Genomic DNA, 19,526 nt, shown 5'->3' on the forward strand with positions numbered 1-19,526 from the left:
AGACATTTTATACACTTGTCAATGGATAATGAAGGGGAAAACGGTTCTATATAGTTCGAGTAATGGAAGCTACGCTTCTTGCTAAATAAAAAAAACAGTTTTCGGCCGCTGCGGAAAACTGAATCAACTATCATCACCTTCTATTCCTCATATAACGTTTCTCCTGCATTTGCTATTTTGTTTAAGGCTTCTTCCACTTTGAGGAGGTCGTAAATGCCGATTTCTAAACAAGAAACTATTATTCTATCTTTGATCGAATTGCTAAACGTATACCCCCTGGTGAGCAACAATTCTTTTGTTTCTTCTACTGTTAGAGTCATAGCAAATGCCATTCTTAATAACTTATACTTTGACGGATTCGTTCGCCCATTTATCACATGACTGATATACCCTTTTGAGAAACCAGATTTATTTGCAAGATCTTGTTGCGTCATCTCAAGCTTGAAGAGAGCTTCATTAATGAATTGTCCTAATGTTTTAGTAGGACGTTTATTTCTTTCTACAAGACTAACCAATTTTTCCAATTCGTGGATTGATAAAGCATGATGAAAGATTGTGCTCTCACTAATTCCATAAAGTTCACTGATACATAACAAGTCAAAGCCATGTAACATATATTCATTTATCTCAGACAAAAAATCATTTTCCATATCCTCATATCCCCCCAAAAGAGTATAAAAATTTTATACCACATAGAAAAATGGTTTTTATATACTATAGTCAACAAAGCAAAAATTTATTTTTCAAAGAAAAGGTGGTGTTTCTTATGACCAATTTTCATCAAAATAATATTACACAACAAAGAGAATTTCCAGCAAAAGAGAAAGCATTCTCAAGTAAAACAAGTGATGATAAACTAAGAACAATTTCTGAATTAATTTTCACTGCAATCTTTAGAAAAGAAAACCAAACATTAAAGGAAGGTGCGTAATAGATGAAAAAGAAAGAGATTGTTGTTGGAATTTATCTTCGAGTTTCTACTGATAAGCAAGCTCAAGAAGGGTTTTCAATTGACGGACAAGAACATGAAGCGACAGAATTTGCTCACAAGTATTTTATCGGTCATGAATTAGCGATAAGAGTCTATGTAGATGAAGGAGTTAGTGCTAAAAGTATAAAAGGGAGAAAAGATTTGAATAGAATGATGAGAGATGTTAAAGCTGGGGCACTGGATGTTGTCATCACTTATAAGGTAAGTCGATTAAGTCGAACTTTGTCTGACTCTCTCAAAATTGTGGAAGAAATACACAAAGAAAAAGTCAGATTTATTAGCATCAAAGAAGGAGAGTATGGAACTCCACACGCCAATCTTCAATTCAATATATTAGCATCCGTGGCCCAATATCAACGTGAGGAGTTGGTAGAAAACGTAAAAATGGGCATGAGTCAACGTGCAAGGATTGGGAAATTCAACGGCGGTTTAGTGTTAGGCTATGAAACGATTGAAAAGGAATTAGTTATCGTCCCTGAAGAAGCTGAAACAGTGAAATTAATCTTTACAAAATTTGTTCATGAAGGTTGGGGAACCAAAAAAATTGCGAATTATCTTAATGATATCGGAAGGCGAACAAAGAAAAACAATCCTTTCTCCGTCTCTACAGTTTCCATCATCCTTGATAATCCCATATACAAAGGATATATACGATTTAATCAAGTGATTGGCTGGGAACAAAACAGAAGAAAAGGAAAAAATCCTGATTATATCCTATCAAAAGGTCAGCATAAGCCTATCATTGATGAGGAAACATGGGATAAAGCAAATTTGATAAGAAAACAACGAGCAACAGGAATGCCACGACAATATTCAGGGACTTTTCCTTTAACCTCTATTCTCAAATGTCCCCAATGTGGTGCTTATATGACCAGTTTGTACGGTGCAAAAAGAAAAGATGGAACAAAAAAGAGATATTATGCTTGTGGGATGTATCATAACCAAGGCAGATCGGTGTGCAATCCAAACTTAATAGATGCTGACTGGATTGAAAAAGAAGTGTTCAAACGAGTACAGGAGGCATTTATTTCTGATGAGAGTGTAAATAACATCACAAATGAGATTAACCATCACATTCGACAACATCCAAGCTATATGAATAAAACAAATGAAGAACAAATATGGAAAAACAAGTTGAAAGAGCTTGAAAATCGAAAAAAAAGAATTCAAGAATTAGTTGAGTCAGAAATTTATACCGTTGAAGAAGCAAAAGCAAGAATGAGTGAATTAAGAAGTGAGACCGAAAAGACAAAAGAGAGTTTACAAAAAGCAATAAAAAGGCAATCCACCTCCACTGTTACTCTGAAAGCTGTAACACCAGATTTTATTAGACAACAATTACAAGAGTTCATGGAGTTAAAAGAACAATTATCTGTTCAAGAGTTTCGACAATTACTGGTGGCTTCCATCGAAAAAATAGAGGCAAGCAAAAAAGAACTAAAAAACATCTACTTCTCCTTTATTGCTCACCTACCGAACTTGGATCCCTCAGATCCAGTTCTACATAAGACTGATGATTCTCCTATCCTGCTGAGGGGATTATATTTTAAGTCCAACCATTACCTATTTGTGATACGGTTCCCCCCGATTAATCCGAAACGCTCTGTATACTTGTTCTAACAAAATCAACCTCATAAGCTGATGAGGAAAGGTCATCTTAGAAAATGAGAGCTTGTCGTTTGAGCGTTTTAGGACTTCGTCGCTGAGGCCGAGTGAGCCGCCGATGACGAAGGCGATTTTGCTTTTTCCGTATGTTGCGAGCTTGTCTAAGTCGGTTGCAAGCTCTTCAGATGATTTTTGTTTGCCTTGGATCGCTAAGGCGATGACGTGGGTGTCGTCTGAAATTTTAGATAAAATACGCTCGCCCTCTTTGTTTTTGACTTGCTCCATTTCAGATTCACTTAAATTTTCTGGGGCTTTTTCATCAGGTAGTTCGATGATGTCGATTTTTGCGTACGGCCTTAGACGTTTTGTATATTCGGCAATGCCTTGTTTTAAATATTTCTCTTTTAATTTTCCAATTGTCACAATTGAGATATTCACAGTTAATCCCCGCTTTACAAACATGTTATCCACAAAACTTATCCACATATCCACATTTACTATCCACATCTTGTATGAGAATATTAGTTCCCTACTACATATATTGCGTTGCTTTCACAATATTCACATGTGGATGACTGTTGTTCAGGTTCGATTTTTTCGAACACTGGTGCTAGTTCAATCTCATCTACCGCAACGTCTAGTGCTAATTCTACGTGCTCTTCACAGCAATAAATTTTCATCTTTTTCCCTCCTTTTATCAGTATCAGAAAAAAGACCACAGGAGGATTTCTCCCCCCTGTGGATATCTTTTACATCATTTGTTCGGTTAATGTCATTTCGACTTTGTTTTGTTTTCCTTGACGATAGTACGTGACTTCAATTTTATCGCCGATTTCTTTTTGTGTATAGAGATACTTACGAAGAGCCACGACGTCTGGAATTTTCTCTCCGTCGAATTCGACAATGACGTCATATTCTTTCATTCCGGCTTTGGCAGCTGGTGATAAAGGTTCCACTCCTAGAACCGCTACCCCTTCGACCACCTTTTGAGGCAATTTTAATGTTTCTTTTAAATGATACCCTGAAATTTCATTAAGTGATAATGTACTTACCCCAATGTATGGTCGACGCACTTCACCAAACTTTTCTAAGTCATTAATAATAGGCTGTGCGATGTTAATGGGAATCGCTAATCCAATTCCTTCAACTTCTTGTTGGGCAATTTTCATTGAGTTAATGCCAATTAGCACGCCATCAATATTAATAAGTGCACCCCCGCTATTTCCTGGGTTAATCGCTGCATCCGTTTGAATAACTTCTGCTTGCCAATCAGGTGTGCCGTCTTGATTTAAGTCTTGCGGAATGACACGATTGACACCAGAGACGACTCCTTGTGTCACAGATCCTGAGAATTGTAAGCCTAATGGATTTCCAATAGCAATGACAGGTTCGCCTGCTTTTAACACATCAGAATCTCCAAACTGTGCCACTTTTGACACGTGCTTTGAGTCAATTTCTAATACAGCAAGATCCGTTAGTTGATCGCTTCCTAGTGAACGCGCCGGAACACGCGAACCATCTGCAAGACTCACTTCTACTTGCGTGGCTCCTTGAATGACATGGTGATTCGTCACGATGAACGCTTTCTCACCTGCTTTTTTATAAATCACTCCAGAGCCTGTTCCTGCATCCGTTCGTTCTTCATTCCAAAAGCTTTGTGATTGCTGAATGTTTACAACTCCAACAACCGCTTCATTTACTTGATCAACAGCTTGTGTGACACTCGTCGTCACGTCAACTGCGACATTCTTTTGAATGATTTCGCCCTCTTCATTTCGAATCGTTTCATTCTTTGTTTCATCACCAGGCATCATACCTGTATTTGATAAAATAGGAGAAGCAATGGCGACAATCAATCCACCGACAATGGCGCCGATTAAAGCAGGAAGAAATCCACCTCTTCTGCTTTTTTTCGACTTTTGTTCATACTGCTCATCATAATAACCCACTTCTGTGATCAATCCTTTCACGGTAAAGTGATTATTGAAAGAGTTCCGCGATTTTTTCATCTTTGTTTACGTATGTTTTTCACCATTGTTAGTTTCGACGTTCTTCATTCGCTCTATACATACACGAGTTCAGTTGGTTGTTTTGGATCGGTATCATGTAAAGTAAAGCGTTCGTCGACTCCGACATCTTTTTCTGTTAACACTTGATGAACAGACATTCTCGCAATTTCTTTCATATTGTTATCTTGACTTAAATGAGCTAAATAAATGCGCTTTGTCTTATCTCCTATGACGTCCGCTAACGCTAATCCTGCATCTTCATTTGAAACGTGTCCGACATCACTTAGAATCCGACGTTTGACACTCCACGGATAGCGTCCCATCCGAAGCATTTCCACGTCATGATTGCTTTCAAAAATGAAGGCATCACTATTTTGAATAATACCTTTCATGCGGTCACTCACATATCCTGTATCTGTAATAAGGGTCACTTTTTTATTGTCTTGATGAAAAGAAAAGAACATCGGCTCTGCAGCATCGTGAGACACACCGAACGATTCCACCGAAATACCGCCAAATGTCTTCACTTCTCCTGTTGAAAATATGAATTTTTGATCAGAAGGAACAGTACCAATTAATCCTTCCATCGCTTTCCACGTTTTTTCATTCGCGTAAATCGGAAGGTTATACTTTCTCGCTAACACACCAATTCCTTTAATATGATCACTATGTTCATGCGTCACTAAAATACCTGATAGATCTTGGACGTTGCGATGAATTTGTTGAAATAATGCTTCCATTTGCTTTCCGCTTAACCCAGCGTCAACAAGCAATGAGTGATGGTCATCACCAACAAAGACCGCATTTCCTGTGCTTCCACTTGCAAGCACACTAAAATGCAAACTCATGTTTCTCACTCCAATGTTTAATTAGTTCGTTTACTCAAAATTTGCCCTTCAAATGCGTTCACAAAGTAATGTTTTTTCTCATCCACAATAATGTGCCAAGTCGGAACGAGTACTTGTGAACTTGAAACGGGAAGGTCGAATGTGTAATATCCTAATGATACTTTTGTTACTTTGCTTCCTGGTTTCAATTCATCTTTAAGAAGTAAGTTTTCAAGTGCTTTAATGGGTGTTAAAATTTCTTGATCATCATCCATTTTTTCAATGTCTTCTAAAAGCTTTTGTTCATATGAAATCATTTCATTCTTTTCGTTCAAATGAACAACAATCATGGCGTTCGTATTATCATAAATAAATTTATCATGATGCTTTTGATAAAAAATGATGACTTTTGCTTCTTTATCAATATGCCAAATCCCGTAAGAACTACCTTTGAAAATATATTCTTTTAAAAATTGATTTAAGCGAAACGACGTATTATTGGAAGGCAAAGAAACGGGTTCATCAAATACACCTTGAATTTCATAGTCACTTAAAAATTCAATTTGTTGATTTTTTAATTTCGTTAAATCTTCTTCCGCAAAATTCACACTTCGTGCGTTCAAATATGTCTTCTTTTCAACGTTCTTTGGCAGCTCTTCATACGTAATGTTTTCTTGAGCTAGTTGCTCTTCTACACTTGCTTCTGTAATGAAGTCTAAGTCATTTTGATTTTTTTTCACCATAAATTGATACGCTAAAAATAAGTCGAGAATTAAGAAGGTAACGATAAAGACGGTTTTTGTTTTATTCCAATCCATCCGTTTTACCTCCTGATTCTTTTTCCATCACAACTTGAAACCACTTTTTATCATATACATAAAACCAAGCTGGCTCTAAAGACACATCCGTCAAGTTGAAGACTTCGTTAAACTCACTATCTTCTTCGAGGTTTTCATTTTTCACAAACACATATCCAACAATTACATCTTCTAGTAACTCTTGTTGAAAGTTAGGATGCTTATTTTCAATAAATGAAACAATTTCTTTCCCAGACGATAAGGTCACCTGGTACGCATCTGATCGGAAATTCAGCATGCGATACAATGATCGTTTGTAGTTTAAAATCTCCATACTTCCCCATCGCTGATAAATTTCTGTTAACCCTTGAGCATTAAAAACAGGGTAGTTCCCTTCATGAAACCGATAAATAATTTCTCTTGTATTACGATTCCAACTCGCAAATCGATACGACTTGTCAACCCATCCTCCATGATCATTCATGAAAGTAAAGCTACGTTTTAGTAAGTTGTTGCTTTCTGGCCCTTCTGTACCTGAACTCATAAGACTTGTGTATTCAATCATGTTCGTTTGCGTATTGACATCCAACACACGTGGGCCATCCGTATACAAATCACGGTTCATGAGTGATTCTTTTTTTACGTACTCAGGACTGTTAAACAACGACTTCCAAAACTTCTCTACCTCAATCGTTTCAAAATAAGACTGTACACGCTTCATTTTTTGAGGTTTTTCGGGAATAAAAATGGTTCGAGCATCTTCAATTTGATAAGCAAAGTAAGGTTCATAAACAGACTTTAGTTTCTCTTCTAATTGTTGAAAACTTGATCGACTAACGTTATTGACGTTTGCCTCAAACACAGACCGCGTTTCATAATCAACAAAATAAGCCGTGACTACTTGAGATTGCGGACTTTTCAACCTAAAAACAATGCGATCAAAATAAGATTCAGGAAATGATTGTTCTTGAATTTCAAACATGAGTTGAAACACATTGAATGAAATTTGATCTGGATAAATCACTTCAATCCCTTGACGGTTATGAACAAATGATAAAAAGTCTTCTTCAAGTGTTGGCGTATTTACAAAACGAATATTTGAGAACGTCCACTTTTTCATCCCTTTAATGAAACTTTTCATGTACTCATTTTCTGTAGAGCCCAGTATATTCTTTTCATCATGATAAATAATCTTAGATGGAATGATGTGATCTTCAAGCTTGCGCTCATCACTTGTTGCGACGTCTTGTAGAAATTGCGTGTTATCTACCACATCATACGCTGGTTGATAGGTCCATAAATTCCATGTCAACACAAGACTAATGGCTACTAGAATAAACAAGAAGACGGTTTTTACATGTTCATACTTCATGCCCACTCATCTCCATCATCTTCTTCAACAGGCAGCGTAAAATAAATCGTCGTCCCTAATCCTTCTTTACTCTCAGCCCAAATACGTCCGTGATGAGCAACCACAATTTCTTTCGCAATCGCCAAACCTAGCCCTGTACCACCTAATTTTCGTGTTCTCGCTTTATCTACACGATAAAAACGCTCAAATATTTTCGTTACATTTGCTTGAGGAATTCCCATACCTTGGTCTTTTACGCTAATCAATACGTCGTTTTCACGTTTATCAAGCGAGAAGGTAATCGTTCCACCTTCTGGCGAATATTTAATTGCGTTGGAAATAATGTTGTCTAACACTTGGGTAATTTTATCTTGATCAATAGACACGTAAACAGGTTCATTCGGCAGCTCACGTGTAAATGAAATGCTTTGTTCGATTGTCATTTCAAAACGATCGATAACATGGTGATAAAAGTCCACAAAATTAATATAATCTGTTGCAAAGCGATAATCTTCACTATCTAACTTCGACAATTGTAATAAGTCGTTCACTAAACGAATCATGCGTTCCGTTTCTGTTTGCGTCACGTTTAAAAATTTAGGTGCAATGTCTTTATCTTCCCACGCACCTTCTGCAAGTGCTTCTAAATAGCTTCTCATCGTTGTTAACGGTGTACGCAATTCGTGAGAAACATTTGCGACGAACTCACGACGCTCTTGATCAATTTTTTCTTGTTCAGTAATGTCATGTAAAACAAGAATAATTCCATTAATAAACCCTGTTTCCTTTTGAATTGCCGACACCGTAGCACGTAAAATGAAGTGATCTGAATGCGTACTAAAATCTAAAATTAACGCATCTTGATTTTCCAGAATACTTTCAAACGTGTGTGTTTCTTCTAACCCTAACAAAGTTACAACTGGTTCTGATAACACTGTTTCACGTGAAACGTTCAACATATCTGCCGCTGGATCATTAATTAAGATGACACGCCCTTTACGGTCTGTCGCAATTACACCGTCTGTCATATGCGCTAAAACAGAACTGAGCTTTCTTCGCTCTCCTTCTGTTGTCGCCTGTGCTTCTTGAAGCTTGCGTGTTAAGTTATTGAACGTTAGCGCAAGCTGTCCAATCTCATCATAGCCGTAGACTTTGGCTTTTCGCGAAAAGTTTCCTTTTGCCATTTCAAGGGCTTGTTTCCTCATCTCAGACATCGGCCGCGTAATCGTTTGGGCCAAAAGCACCCCTAACACGGCAGTAATGACGAGAGCAATCATCGTTCCGGTCACAAAGATGCTATTGATGTCACGCATTTGGTCATAGATTGGCTCCATCGTTGCCTTTAAATAAATCGCACCGACAATTTCATCTTGACTACCAATAGGAATAGGAGCAGTAATGATCCTCATTCGTTGGCCTGTTTGAGGATCTACTACTACTCGCTCTGATTTCGTTCCAACTAAAAGAGCTCGTCTCACATTGGTCTCGGTTGATCGCTTTCCTAGTATTCGCTGTGGATACTCATGAGACGTTCCAATGACTCGTCTATTTTGATCAATCACTCGCACTTCTGAAATATCCTTTGATACAACATCTTGGAGAATGGTTCGAATATCTTGTTCTAACGTTGTTGTTCCTTCATCTCGCTTCTTTTTCATCTCTTGATCGATATTATAGGAAAGGAAGCTAATTCGCTCATCTAACGATTCTGAGAAATTTGTGACGAGCTCTTTTTCAAGCTGACGAACGAAGTACACACCAATAATTTGCATCGCAATTAAAATGAGCAATACATAAATTAATACAAATTTTAAATGAATAGACTGTAAAAACCGAACTTTCTTCATCTTTTATTACTCCTGTTCAGGATTGCGTAGGTAATAGCCCACTCCTCGTCTTGTCACAATCCAAGCTGGGTGACTAGGGTTATCTTCAATCTTTTCACGTAGACGGCGTACGGTAACATCCACTGTACGCACATCACCAAAGTAGTCGTAGCCCCACACGGTTTGTAGTAAATGTTCACGTGTCATAACTTGTCCGATATGCTTGGCTAAATAGTGAAGCAACTCAAATTCTCGGTGTGTTAACTCAATGGTTTCACCGCGCTTAGACACGATATAAGCATCAGGATGAATCACAAGCGAACCGATTGCAATTTCATTGGTTTCACTTTCTTCTGCTGCATTCGCCACTTGTTGATGTCTACGCAAGTTCGCTTTTACACGTGCTAATAACTCTCTTGTACTAAAAGGCTTTGTGACATAGTCATCTGCACCCAGTTCTAACCCTAATACTTTATCGATTTCAGAATCCTTTGCTGTTAACATAATAATGGGCATGTCATACTTTTTTCGAACTTCACGACACACTTCCATGCCGTCTTTTTGCGGTAGCATAATGTCTAATAAAATCAATTCAGGTTGTACTTCTTCTACTTTATCTAATGCATCCGCTCCATCATACGCACAAAATACTTCATAACCTTCTTTTTGTAAGTTGAATTTTAAAATATCTGCAATTGGTTTTTCATCGTCAACCACTAAGATTCGCTTATCCATCATTATCGTTCTCCTTTTTCATTAAGAAACCATTAAAAATAAGATGTTATCACTAATTTTTCAATCCATCATTTTTATTATACTTGATAATTAAATAATCGTCATATACATGATGCTGCCGCATCAGCACTTAGGTTAAAAATCTTTTGAAAGGTTGAGTGTCCTGCATAGCTAGTTTGGTTGCTCTCTCTTGGTCGAATACTTAATATTTATGAATTAAACGGCTTATGCTTTCTTAAAACAGATGACATAAGCCACTATCTATAACACACCTGCTAAACCTACGCGTATGGATACCCTCTTATAGGGGAGGTCAAACCTGTTAAGAGTCATGAAAGTAAATAATGAATGGTACTTTTTTGCACAAAACAACAAAAAGCATGACTATTGAAGTCATGCTCAGGCTGTCGAGAAAGTCTCAACAGCCATTCTTTTTGAGAGTATTCTTTAACTATTCACCGCGTTAATTTATTATAATATAAATAACAATTAAAGGCGGTGTTTCTCATGCTTCACACTAGGAAAAATGCACAAAATGAACTCGAATTTGTATCCATTGAAGACCTTGTCCCTCAAGACCATCTCCTTAGAAAAATTGATAAGTACATAGATTTCTCTTTTATCCTCGAAAAAGTTCGACCATATTATTCAGAAGATAACGGTCGCACATTCACGCAACTCCACCAGGCCGTATCCTTCTTCTTCTGTCAACTCGATGAATGATGGAGCGTCTCCCGGGATGTGCGAATCGGTGTATGTGAAAGATTCCTTTGTGATCAAGTATCCCCAGTAATTGACGATGACCCGCTGTTCAATCGTCACAGGAATGCTCATGTCGTTCCCCGCGTGGCGCATGACATAAAAATGATGATTTTCATTTCTTGCCTGTTTTAACTCCTCTTTTGAAATGCGCTTTCCTTCAACAACCTTTACGATTTCTGTTCCTCGAATCGACATCTAATCATCTCCTTTAGTGGTATGGGTATAAGAAAAAAAGAGATAAGCAGAATTCTGCCTATCGCTTTTTGTGTGAAATTAGTTCTTTTTACGAGTATCCGGCATAAGAGCGATCCATTAGGTTATAGATGTTCGTATAACCGTTATTTTCTTTGAATTCAACCGCAACCAGTTGACCTTTTGCAAGGCTTGCATAAAATTCCTCAAGCTTGTCTTTTCCTTTCGCGATGAACGCACTCGCTGTGAAGAACTTGGTTTCTTCTGTATCCTTGTTGTACGCCGCTAACCGGAAAATGGCCAATTTATTGTTACCTTTAATTGGTTTGATGTTCGCTGGTTTCACCAGGCGAGCAAGTGTTTCTTCGATTCCGCGAGCTTCGCGTTCCTTTTGGTACTTTGCTAAACGCTGTTGTTGTCCTTTTTCTGTTAATTCCTCGAATTTTTTCTTTGCCATGATAAATCTCTCCTTTTAGGTTTTTTATTTGTTTTTTAGCTTCATGTCTTTTACTGGCGGTGGTCATCACCGCAATGGTTTCCTTCAATGTTTTATAACTGATACGATCCATTCAAAAAAAAGAAGGGTTACCTGATATTCGGTACCCTTACGTACATTGATCGATGATCATCATTTTGTTATTCAATTTTAAGATTCTATGAGGAGTATAAAGTAGATAATACCGTAAATAGGAATGGAGATGTATGTAAGTATGTAAATTATTTTCTCCCCAATAGAAAGACCGTTTTCCCATTTTTTTAATTTGAGGTTTCTCAAGTAAAGAATGCTAGAAATCAGTATTATCAAAAAAGACAAGTCTTTTATGTTTACCAAGAGAGTATTCAACTTATCATCTCCTTGAGGTTTTTAATAATCTCCATGCACGGCTAGGTGAAACAAAAAAGAGTCTCTATCTACTGTTAAGTATATCAGACTTAGAGACTCTTTTATATTGAACAAGGTATTTCATTTAAGTTAGCTCGCAGAAGATGGCCCGCATGTGGCAACAAATATAGCAATAGCGATCGGGTTGGTTGCTATTCCGCCTGCAATTGCAATGGCTCCGGCAGCTGAAAGGTATTGTTTGGCATCAATTAAACCTTTTATTTCTTTCCATGCCGCAGATCCAATACCTAATGCATCCTGCATGCATCTATCAAATGTGCCAGCTGTCTTGAACTTGCTGGTAGCAGCCCGAAGTTGCGCCTTCTCTTCATCTGTATATGGTGCTTTTTTCAATTCTTCCTCATTCAGAACATATTCCCCGGTCTTTTCATCTTTTACCATCACTTCAGTGAAAAGATATTCCAGCTCATTAGCTAATGCTTGTACATCTTCATCTGTTGGGGGATCACCGCTTGTTTTCAGCGGTTGCTCTGAAGCTTGCGCTGGCGATAACCCCAAACAGAAAACGGCCAATACTAACATCATAGGTAAAAACTTCTTTAAACTAGACAAAATAAACCATCCCCCTATAAGTTTTGTTGAACAAAATTCATTATACAGAAAAAAACCATTTAAATTCCATAAATTCCTCCATTTTCTATTTTATTATATTTTAAAAAAGATAGATTAGTAGGCGTGCAATCCTCCTGAAAATTCGAATCAAATTCCTGTTGCTTAGACGACGCTAAGGTCTTTTTAATTGACGTATTCGTCATGTCCCTTCACTCCTTTGTATGTTTGGTTATCACAAGAAAAAAGCAATGTGTGAATCACACATCCAGGCTGTCGAGAAAGTCTCGACAGCCATTCTTTTTGAAAGTATTCTTTAACTATTCACCGCGTTAATTTGTTATAATATAAATAACAATTAAAGGCGGTGTTTCTCATGCTTCACACTAGGAAAAATGCACAAAATGAACTCCAATTTGTATCCATTGAAGACCCAGTCCCTCACCACTCTACAATCAGCTGGAATCGGAGAAAACGCTTCAACGAAACAAATATCTTTCAGGAAATCTTTGATGAAATCGTCTTACAGGCGATGAATCATAAAATGGTTGAAGGCCGTGTATTATTTACCGACTCCACTCATTTAAAAGCGAATGCCAATAAAAATAAATTTACGAAGAAAACCGTAGAAATAGAAAAGAAAAAATTGAGCGAAGCTTTGCAGATTCAAAACAACTGTATGGGCTTCGCTACTGCGGGTTGAGGGGCATTCACAATGCGAGTGAGCAAGTGCTTCTCACCGCAGCGTGTCAGAACATGAAAAAGATTGCCACACACCTAGCCTAGCTAGGCTAGGTGTGTGGGAGTCTATTTTCTAGGATAATTCACTTTAAATTTGTATTCATATCAACCAATAAAAAAAGCCTGTAGAAAAACACTAGGTTTCTCTACAAGCTGAGCATGACTTCAATAGTCATGCTTTTTTGATGGCTCGGGACGGAATCGAACCGCCGACACATGGATTTTCAGTCCATTGCTCTACCGACTGAGCTACCGAGCCCAATAACGTATTCAAGTATGTATAATGGCGGTCCCGACGGGAATCGAACCCGCGATCTCCTGCGTGACAGGCAGGCATGTTAACCGCTACACCACGGGACCTAACAAAGATGACCCATACGGGATTCGAACCCGTGTTACCGCCGTGAAAGGGCGGTGTCTTAACCGCTTGACCAATGGGCCATATTAAATTTTATCGAAAGTGAGCCATGAAGGACTCGAACCTTCGACCCTCTGATTAAAAGTCAGATGCTCTACCAACTGAGCTAATGGCTCATGTTACTGTTGCTGTTATCAGCGACAAGAATTATATTATCATAGATTATAAATGTTTGGCAATATCTTTTTTACACTTTTTTTCTCGTTTTTTTAGGAAAGATTCATTTCTTTCTTAACAGTGAAAAGGTAGCGACTCAATGAGCCACTACCTTACACCTTTTTAGCTGTATACGCTACGAAGTACGTTCGTTTGAGAACGATCTGGACCTACAGAGAAAATCGATAATGGAATTCCTGTTAATTGAGATACACGCTCTAAATAATGACGTGCATTTTCAGGAAGCGCTTCTAACGATTTTGCTCCTGTAATATCTTCTGTCCAACCTGGTAACTCTTCATATACCGGTTCACATTCTGCTAATACTTTTAAGCTTGCAGGGAATTCTTCCATGATCTCCCCTTTGTAACGGTAAGCAACACAAATTTTTAATGTTTCAATACCTGTTAATACGTCAATTGAGTTAAGAGACAAGTCTGTAATCCCACTCACACGACGAGCATGACGAACGACAACACTGTCAAACCAACCAACACGACGAGGGCGTCCCGTTGTTGTACCGTACTCACGACCTACTTCACGAATTTGGTGTCCAATTTCGTTGTCTAATTCTGTTGGGAATGGGCCGTCTCCAACACGTGTTGTATACGCTTTTGATACACCTACAACATGGTTGATTTTTGATGGACCTACACCAGAACCAATTGTTACGCCACCTGCAACAGGATTTGAAGATGTAACGAACGGATATGTTCCTTGATCGATGTCTAACATAACCCCTTGTGCACCTTCGAATAACACACGTTTTCCACCGTCTAATGCGTCATTCAATACAACAGATGTATCACAAACGTATTGAGCAATTTGCTGTCCGTACTCATAATATTCATCTAAGATATCTTCTAACTTGAAGCCTTCTACCTCATACATTTTTTCTAAAAGGCGATTCTTTTCAGCTAAGTTATGAGCTAATTTTGCTTCAAATACTTCACGATCTAGTAAATCTGCGATTCGAATTCCTACGCGCGCAGCTTTATCCATATAAGCTGGTCCAATTCCTTTTTTCGTTGTTCCAATCTTATTGGCACCTTTACGCTCTTCTTCTACTTCATCGAGCTTTAAATGATAAGGTAAAATCACGTGTGCACGATTACTGATACGAAGATTATCAGTCGTTACGTTGCGATCATGTAAGTATTTTAACTCTTGAACAAGTGCTTTTGGATCTACAACCATTCCGTTTCCAATTACACATGCTTTATCTTTATAAAAAATACCTGAAGGAATTAAATGTAACTTATATGTTTCACCATCAAATTTAATTGTATGCCCAGCGTTATTACCACCTTGATAGCGCGCAATAACCTCCGCATTTTCAGATAGGAAATCGGTAATCTTCCCTTTACCTTCATCTCCCCATTGTGTTCCTACTACAACTACAGAAGACATAAATTAAGCACCTCCGCTTAGTCAATCACAGATTACTACAATATAATTTAACCGTTATTAAGTGTAACAATTCACCGTAGTAAAGTCAATAAAATCCGAACAATTAAATCATATTAAAGTTTATTTATCGTATTTTAATGAATTCCCCTTCTGTTATATCCGAAAAACACCTACTTATGTAACATTAAAAAGGTAAAACGCTCATTTTTATAGGCTGTGTGAAATGCTGTCCAATTACAACATTTCACACAGCCTCTATGCACCTGGTGGCATATTTGAATCATCAAAGCGCCGCTCTAAATTAACAAACTTATTGTATTCTTTTACGAATGCTAATTGAACTGTCCCTACAGGACCGTTACGTTGCTTGGCAATAATAATCTCGATGATGTTTTTATCTTCAGATTCTTTGTCATAATAATCATCACGATATAAAAAGGCAACAATATCCGCATCCTGCTCAATACTTCCTGATTCACGAATATCAGACATCATCGGACGCTTATCTTGCCTTGATTCTACACCACGAGAAAGCTGTGATAAGGCAATAACCGGTACATCTAATTCACGCGCTAATCCTTTTAATGCACGAGAGATTTCAGATACTTCCTGTTGGCGGTTCTCCCCGCTTCGACCACTACCTTGAATGAGTTGCAAGTAGTCAATAAGAATCATCCCTAAGCCACTTTCTTGCTTTAGACGTCGACATTTTGAACGAATATCACCAACACGAACCCCTGGTGTATCGTCAATGTAAATTCCTGCGTTTGATAAAGACCCCATGGCCATTGTGAGCTTACCCCAGTCATCAGAAGTCAAAGAACCTGTACGTAAGTTTTGGGCATTAATGTTTCCTTCCGCACACAGCATCCTCATCACTAGCTGTTGGGCACCCATCTCTAAACTGAAGATCGCGACATTTTCATCTGTTTTTGTGGCCACGTTTTGGGCAATATTTAACGCAAAAGCGGTTTTCCCTACAGACGGTCGAGCAGCTACGATAATTAAATCACTTCGTTGAAAGCCTGCTGTCATACGGTCTAATTCCGCAAATCCTGTTGGGATACCTGTGATGTCCCCTTTACGATTATGAAGCTGCTCAATGTTATCATACGTTTGAACAAGTACATCTTTTATGTTTTGAAACACACCGGTATTTTTACGTTGTGCCACTTCGAGAATGTTTTTCTCTGCTTCATTTAATAATACTTCTACTTCGTCTTCCCTTGCATACCCTTCAGAAGCAATGTTCGTCGCTGTACGAATCAATCTTCTTAAAATTGACTTCTCTTCTACAATCTTTGCATAGTACTCTAAATTGGCTGCTGTTGGAACAGCATTTGCTAAATCGCTTAAATACGCAACACCGCCAACTTCTTCTAGAATCTTTTGGTCAGCTAATTCAGATGTGACAGTAATTAAGTCGACTGGCTCACCCTTATCAGCAAGTACCAGCATACAATTGAAGATTTTTTGATGCGCTGCACGATAAAAATCTTCTGGTATAAGTAATTCAGAAGCCAATGTTAAAGAAGATGGCTCTAAAAAAACAGCCCCTAAGACAGCTTGTTCAGCTTCAATATTCTGGGGCGGAAGACGGTCTGCTAAAAGATCACTCATCGTTTCTTTTCCCTGCCCCTCTTCGTTCATTTTTTATACAAGTTTCACCTTTTAAAAGAAAAAGGCCAGATTCTCCACAACAATAACTAGCCTTTGAATAAAAATAAGTACTGGATATTGTAACATGAGAGAATCAGGCACTTTCATGACTCATCGTGTTATCTTACTGTTCAGTTACATGCACTTTCATTGTTGCTATTACGTCTGAATGAAGCTTCACAGGAACGTTTGTATAGCCAAGCGCACGAATCGCATCGTTCATTTCAATTTTACGCTTATCAATTTTAATTCCGTGCGTCTTTTTAAGTTCATCAGCAATTTGCTTACTTGTAATTGAACCGAATAGACGTCCACCTTCTCCTGATTTTGCTTTTAACTCAACTGTAAGTTTTTCTAGTGTTTCTTTTAACTGCTTGCTTTTTTCTAACTCTTCTGCCGCTTCTTGTTTTGCTTTATTTTTCTGTGCTTCTAATGCTTTTAAGTTACCACCTGTTGCTTCAACCGCTAAGCCTTGCTTTAGTAAAAAGTTATGCGCATAACCGTCTGCAACGTTTTTTGTTTCACCTTTTTTTCCTTTACCTTTTACATCTTTTAAGAAAATAACCTTCATGATTTTTTTCCTCCCTCTAAATACTCATCAATGACTTGTTTTAATCGTTCTTCTGCTTCATCAAGTGTGAGATTATTTAATTGTGTCGCAGCGTTTGTTAAATGTCCGCCGCCTTGTAATCCCTCCATAATAACTTGAACGTTAATGTCACCTAATGAACGAGCACTAATGCCTACTTGTTGATCGCGTCTCTTTGAAATAACAAAAGATGCACCGACGCCACTAATACCTAATAACGTATCAGCTGCTTGAGCAATTAAGACATGATCATATGTTTCACCTTCATCACCTTTTGAGATAGCAATCCCGTCTCGGTAAATTTCAGCTTTTTCAATAAACCTTGCTCGTTGCACATATTGATTTAAATCTTCTTTTAAAAACTTTTGTACCAGAACCGTATCTGCTCCTTGTGAACGTAAGAAGGATGCCGCATCAAACGTGCGAGAACCTGTTCGTAATGTGAAGCTTTTGGTATCAACAATGATTCCAGCTAAAAGAGCTGTTGCTTCTAACATATCTATTTTAAATCGTTTTGGTTGATATTCAAGTAACTCTGTCACAAGTTCAGCAGTAGACGACGCATAAGGTTCCATATACACAAGTAGAGGATCTTCAATAAATTCTTCTCCTCTACGGTGATGGTCAATCACAATAATATTCTCCACTTTATTAATTAACCGCTCTTCAATTACAAGAGATGGCTTATGCGTATCAACAACAACTAGTAACGTATCATCCGTTAACAGATTAAGTGCTTCTTCTGGTGTAATAAAACGCGACCATAAATCAGGATTTTTCTTAATCTCTTCTAACAAACGTTGTACACCTGTATCTACTTGGGTTGTATCCAAGACAATAAATCCTTCTTTTTGATTCACTTGTGCCACTTTTAAAATCCCGATAGCTGATCCGATAGCGTCCATATCAGGGAATTTATGACCCATGATAATGACCTTTCCACTCTCTGTAATTAGTTCTTTTAATGCATGAGAAATCACACGCGCTCGTACTCTTGTACGTTTTTCCATCGGGTTTGTTTTTCCACCGTAAAACTTCACTTTCCCATTTGTCTGTTTAATCGCGACCTGATCGCCACCACGACCTAATGCCAAGTCTAAACTAGACTGCGCCAATGCGCCGAGCTCTGGTAAAGTCGATCCGCCCGTTCCTACACCCACACTTAGCGTAAGGGGAATGCTTTGTTTTGATGTTTCTTCTCTCACTTTATCTAAGATCGAGAACTTACTTCTTTCTAAGTGAATTAAAATCTGCTCATTCATAACGGCGATAAACTTATCAGAAGATGTTCGTTTAAGGAATACACCTGATTCATTTGCCCAGTTATTAATTAAGGAAGTGACTTGGCTGTTTAAGTTACTTTTAAGCTGGTCATCCATTCCTTGTGTTAACTCATCATAATTATCTAGAAAAATGATTGCTAGTACTGTTCGCTCATCTTCGTATAACTTTTCAATCTCAGTTTGCTCCGTAATATCAAAGAAATAAAGCAGACGCTCTTCTCGCTTAATAATGACTTTAAACTTCCGATCGTGAAGTGTCACTACTTCTGATTCCACTTCTTGCTTAATAAGAGGGATTAGACTCTCTGCTACGTCGTACAATGAGCGACCAACAAGTGTATCTTCTGCAAAGCACGAAGCAAGAAACGGATTTGTCCATTCAACTTGAAAATCATCATTAAAGAGCATAATTCCAATTGGCATTTCCATCAATGCCTCTTCCCCTACTTTCTTCAATCGATGAGAAAGCATGGAGATGTATGATTCAAATTCATTGAACATTATTCGCTCCATCTTAACAAAAAGGGCTAGAAAAGCAAATAGCAACAAAAACCCTACTGCTCCTACCATCCAATTATGATAAGTAACAATACCTGTTAAAATTAAGGTAAGGCTATAAAGCAAATAAAATGGATAGCGAATCACGTTCTTTTTTGTAAAGACAGGCATCCATTTCAGCTCCTAATCTTTAAGTTAATCAATCATTGCTTTGCTAAAAGCAA

At 37.9% G+C, this 19,526-nt stretch carries 18 protein-coding genes, 4 tRNA genes and 3 pseudogenes; 5 read left to right on the plus strand and 20 right to left on the minus strand.

Annotation, left to right across the window (positions count from 1 at the left end; translation table 11 throughout):
• Positions 1-140: 140 nt before the first annotated feature.
• Entirely contained in the window at positions 141-650 is a 510-nt protein-coding gene (locus DIS06_RS17265; protein ID WP_110114484.1) for a helix-turn-helix domain-containing protein, read from the minus strand.
• A 116-nt stretch (positions 651-766) separates the two neighbouring features.
• On the opposite strand from DIS06_RS17265, the gene DIS06_RS20235 reads away from it, so the two are divergent.
• Complete coding sequence (locus DIS06_RS20235) at positions 767-931, plus strand: hypothetical protein (protein WP_162596011.1); 165 nt, start codon at positions 767-769, stop codon at positions 929-931.
• Between the two features lie 3 nt (positions 932-934).
• Complete coding sequence (locus tag DIS06_RS17270; protein WP_110114485.1) at positions 935-2,611, plus strand: recombinase family protein; 1,677 nt, start codon at positions 935-937, stop codon at positions 2,609-2,611.
• Here the strand turns inward: DIS06_RS17270 and rlmH are convergent.
• From rlmH to yycF, 8 genes are all read right to left on the minus strand, one after another.
• Entirely contained in the window at positions 2,555-3,034 is a 480-nt protein-coding gene (rlmH, locus tag DIS06_RS17275) for a 23S rRNA (pseudouridine(1915)-N(3))-methyltransferase RlmH (RefSeq protein ID WP_110114525.1), read from the minus strand. The two genes, DIS06_RS17270 and rlmH, sit on opposite strands and share 57 nt — an antisense overlap.
• 83 nt (positions 3,035-3,117) lie before the next feature.
• A complete protein-coding gene (locus tag DIS06_RS17280; protein ID WP_110114486.1) occupies positions 3,118-3,276 on the minus strand; it encodes a CxxH/CxxC protein in 159 nt (52 codons plus the stop codon).
• A 69-nt stretch (positions 3,277-3,345) separates the two neighbouring features.
• Positions 3,346-4,545, minus strand: a complete 1,200-nt coding sequence (locus DIS06_RS17285; protein ID WP_110114487.1) for a S1C family serine protease — start codon at positions 4,543-4,545, stop codon at positions 3,346-3,348.
• 113 nt (positions 4,546-4,658) lie between these two features.
• The gene (locus DIS06_RS17290) at positions 4,659-5,453 is read right to left on the minus strand and encodes an MBL fold metallo-hydrolase (RefSeq protein ID WP_110114488.1); all 795 of its coding nucleotides are present in this window, start codon (positions 5,451-5,453) and stop codon (positions 4,659-4,661) included.
• A 17-nt stretch (positions 5,454-5,470) separates the two neighbouring features.
• Entirely contained in the window at positions 5,471-6,250 is a 780-nt protein-coding gene (locus tag DIS06_RS17295) for a two-component system regulatory protein YycI (RefSeq protein WP_110114489.1), read from the minus strand.
• Positions 6,237-7,601 carry a YycH family regulatory protein gene (locus DIS06_RS17300; RefSeq protein WP_110114490.1) on the minus strand — a complete coding sequence of 455 codons (1,365 nt, stop codon included), beginning with the start codon at positions 7,599-7,601 and terminating at the stop codon, positions 6,237-6,239. The genes DIS06_RS17295 and DIS06_RS17300 overlap by 14 nt, the downstream gene beginning before the upstream one ends.
• Entirely contained in the window at positions 7,598-9,427 is a 1,830-nt protein-coding gene (walK, locus tag DIS06_RS17305; RefSeq protein WP_110114491.1) for a cell wall metabolism sensor histidine kinase WalK, read from the minus strand. Before walK ends, DIS06_RS17300 begins: the two co-directional genes overlap by 4 nt.
• 6 nt (positions 9,428-9,433) lie before the next feature.
• Positions 9,434-10,141: a response regulator YycF gene (yycF, locus tag DIS06_RS17310; protein ID WP_110114526.1), complete on the minus strand. Its 708-nt coding sequence runs from the start codon at positions 10,139-10,141 to the stop codon at positions 9,434-9,436.
• A gap of 507 nt (positions 10,142-10,648) precedes the next feature.
• Here yycF and DIS06_RS17315 point away from each other — a divergent pair.
• Positions 10,649-10,807: pseudogene (locus DIS06_RS17315) on the plus strand (transposase); the annotation flags it as partial.
• Here the strand turns inward: DIS06_RS17315 and DIS06_RS20790 are convergent.
• The 3 genes from DIS06_RS20790 to DIS06_RS17330 all read right to left on the minus strand — a co-directional run bounded on the left by DIS06_RS20790 (position 10,790) and on the right by DIS06_RS17330 (position 12,551).
• Positions 10,790-11,098, minus strand: coding sequence for an LPD28 domain-containing protein (locus DIS06_RS20790; protein ID WP_162596012.1), 309 nt, complete (start codon positions 11,096-11,098; stop codon positions 10,790-10,792). The pseudogene DIS06_RS17315 and the gene DIS06_RS20790 overlap by 18 nt on opposite strands.
• 88 nt (positions 11,099-11,186) lie before the next feature.
• A complete protein-coding gene (locus DIS06_RS17320) occupies positions 11,187-11,552 on the minus strand; it encodes a hypothetical protein (RefSeq protein WP_110114492.1) in 366 nt (121 codons plus the stop codon).
• A gap of 516 nt (positions 11,553-12,068) precedes the next feature.
• Positions 12,069-12,551: a hypothetical protein gene (locus tag DIS06_RS17330; RefSeq protein WP_110114494.1), complete on the minus strand. Its 483-nt coding sequence runs from the start codon at positions 12,549-12,551 to the stop codon at positions 12,069-12,071.
• 421 nt (positions 12,552-12,972) lie between these two features.
• On the opposite strand from DIS06_RS17330, the pseudogene DIS06_RS17335 reads away from it, so the two are divergent.
• Positions 12,973-13,176: pseudogene (locus DIS06_RS17335) on the plus strand (transposase); the annotation flags it as partial.
• Positions 13,176-13,331, plus strand: a pseudogene (locus DIS06_RS21000) (transposase); the annotation flags it as partial. The pseudogenes DIS06_RS17335 and DIS06_RS21000, both read left to right, overlap by 1 nt.
• A 144-nt stretch (positions 13,332-13,475) precedes the next feature.
• On the opposite strand, the gene DIS06_RS17345 reads toward DIS06_RS21000, so the two are convergent.
• The 8 genes from DIS06_RS17345 to DIS06_RS17380 all read right to left on the minus strand — a co-directional run bounded on the left by DIS06_RS17345 (position 13,476) and on the right by DIS06_RS17380 (position 19,473).
• Positions 13,476-13,548, minus strand: a tRNA-Phe gene (locus DIS06_RS17345).
• A gap of 25 nt (positions 13,549-13,573) precedes the next feature.
• A tRNA-Asp gene (locus tag DIS06_RS17350) sits at positions 13,574-13,649 on the minus strand.
• Between the two features lie 9 nt (positions 13,650-13,658).
• Positions 13,659-13,730: transfer RNA gene (locus DIS06_RS17355), tRNA-Glu, on the minus strand.
• A gap of 20 nt (positions 13,731-13,750) precedes the next feature.
• Positions 13,751-13,823: transfer RNA gene (locus tag DIS06_RS17360), tRNA-Lys, on the minus strand.
• 163 nt (positions 13,824-13,986) lie between these two features.
• Entirely contained in the window at positions 13,987-15,273 is a 1,287-nt protein-coding gene (locus DIS06_RS17365; protein WP_110114496.1) for an adenylosuccinate synthase, read from the minus strand.
• Between the two features lie 255 nt (positions 15,274-15,528).
• Entirely contained in the window at positions 15,529-16,893 is a 1,365-nt protein-coding gene (gene dnaB, locus DIS06_RS17370) for a replicative DNA helicase (RefSeq protein WP_110114527.1), read from the minus strand.
• Positions 16,894-17,056: 163 nt separating this feature from the next.
• The gene (gene rplI / locus DIS06_RS17375) at positions 17,057-17,503 is read right to left on the minus strand and encodes a 50S ribosomal protein L9 (protein WP_110114497.1); all 447 of its coding nucleotides are present in this window, start codon (positions 17,501-17,503) and stop codon (positions 17,057-17,059) included.
• Positions 17,500-19,473 carry a DHH family phosphoesterase gene (locus DIS06_RS17380; RefSeq protein ID WP_110114498.1) on the minus strand — a complete coding sequence of 658 codons (1,974 nt, stop codon included), beginning with the start codon at positions 19,471-19,473 and terminating at the stop codon, positions 17,500-17,502. Before DIS06_RS17380 ends, rplI begins: the two co-directional genes overlap by 4 nt.
• Positions 19,474-19,526 lie beyond the last annotated feature (53 nt).

It is taken from the genome of Bacillus sp. CGMCC 1.16541 (assembly GCF_003184905.1).
Classification (GTDB): domain Bacteria; phylum Bacillota; class Bacilli; order Bacillales; family Bacillaceae_H; genus Priestia.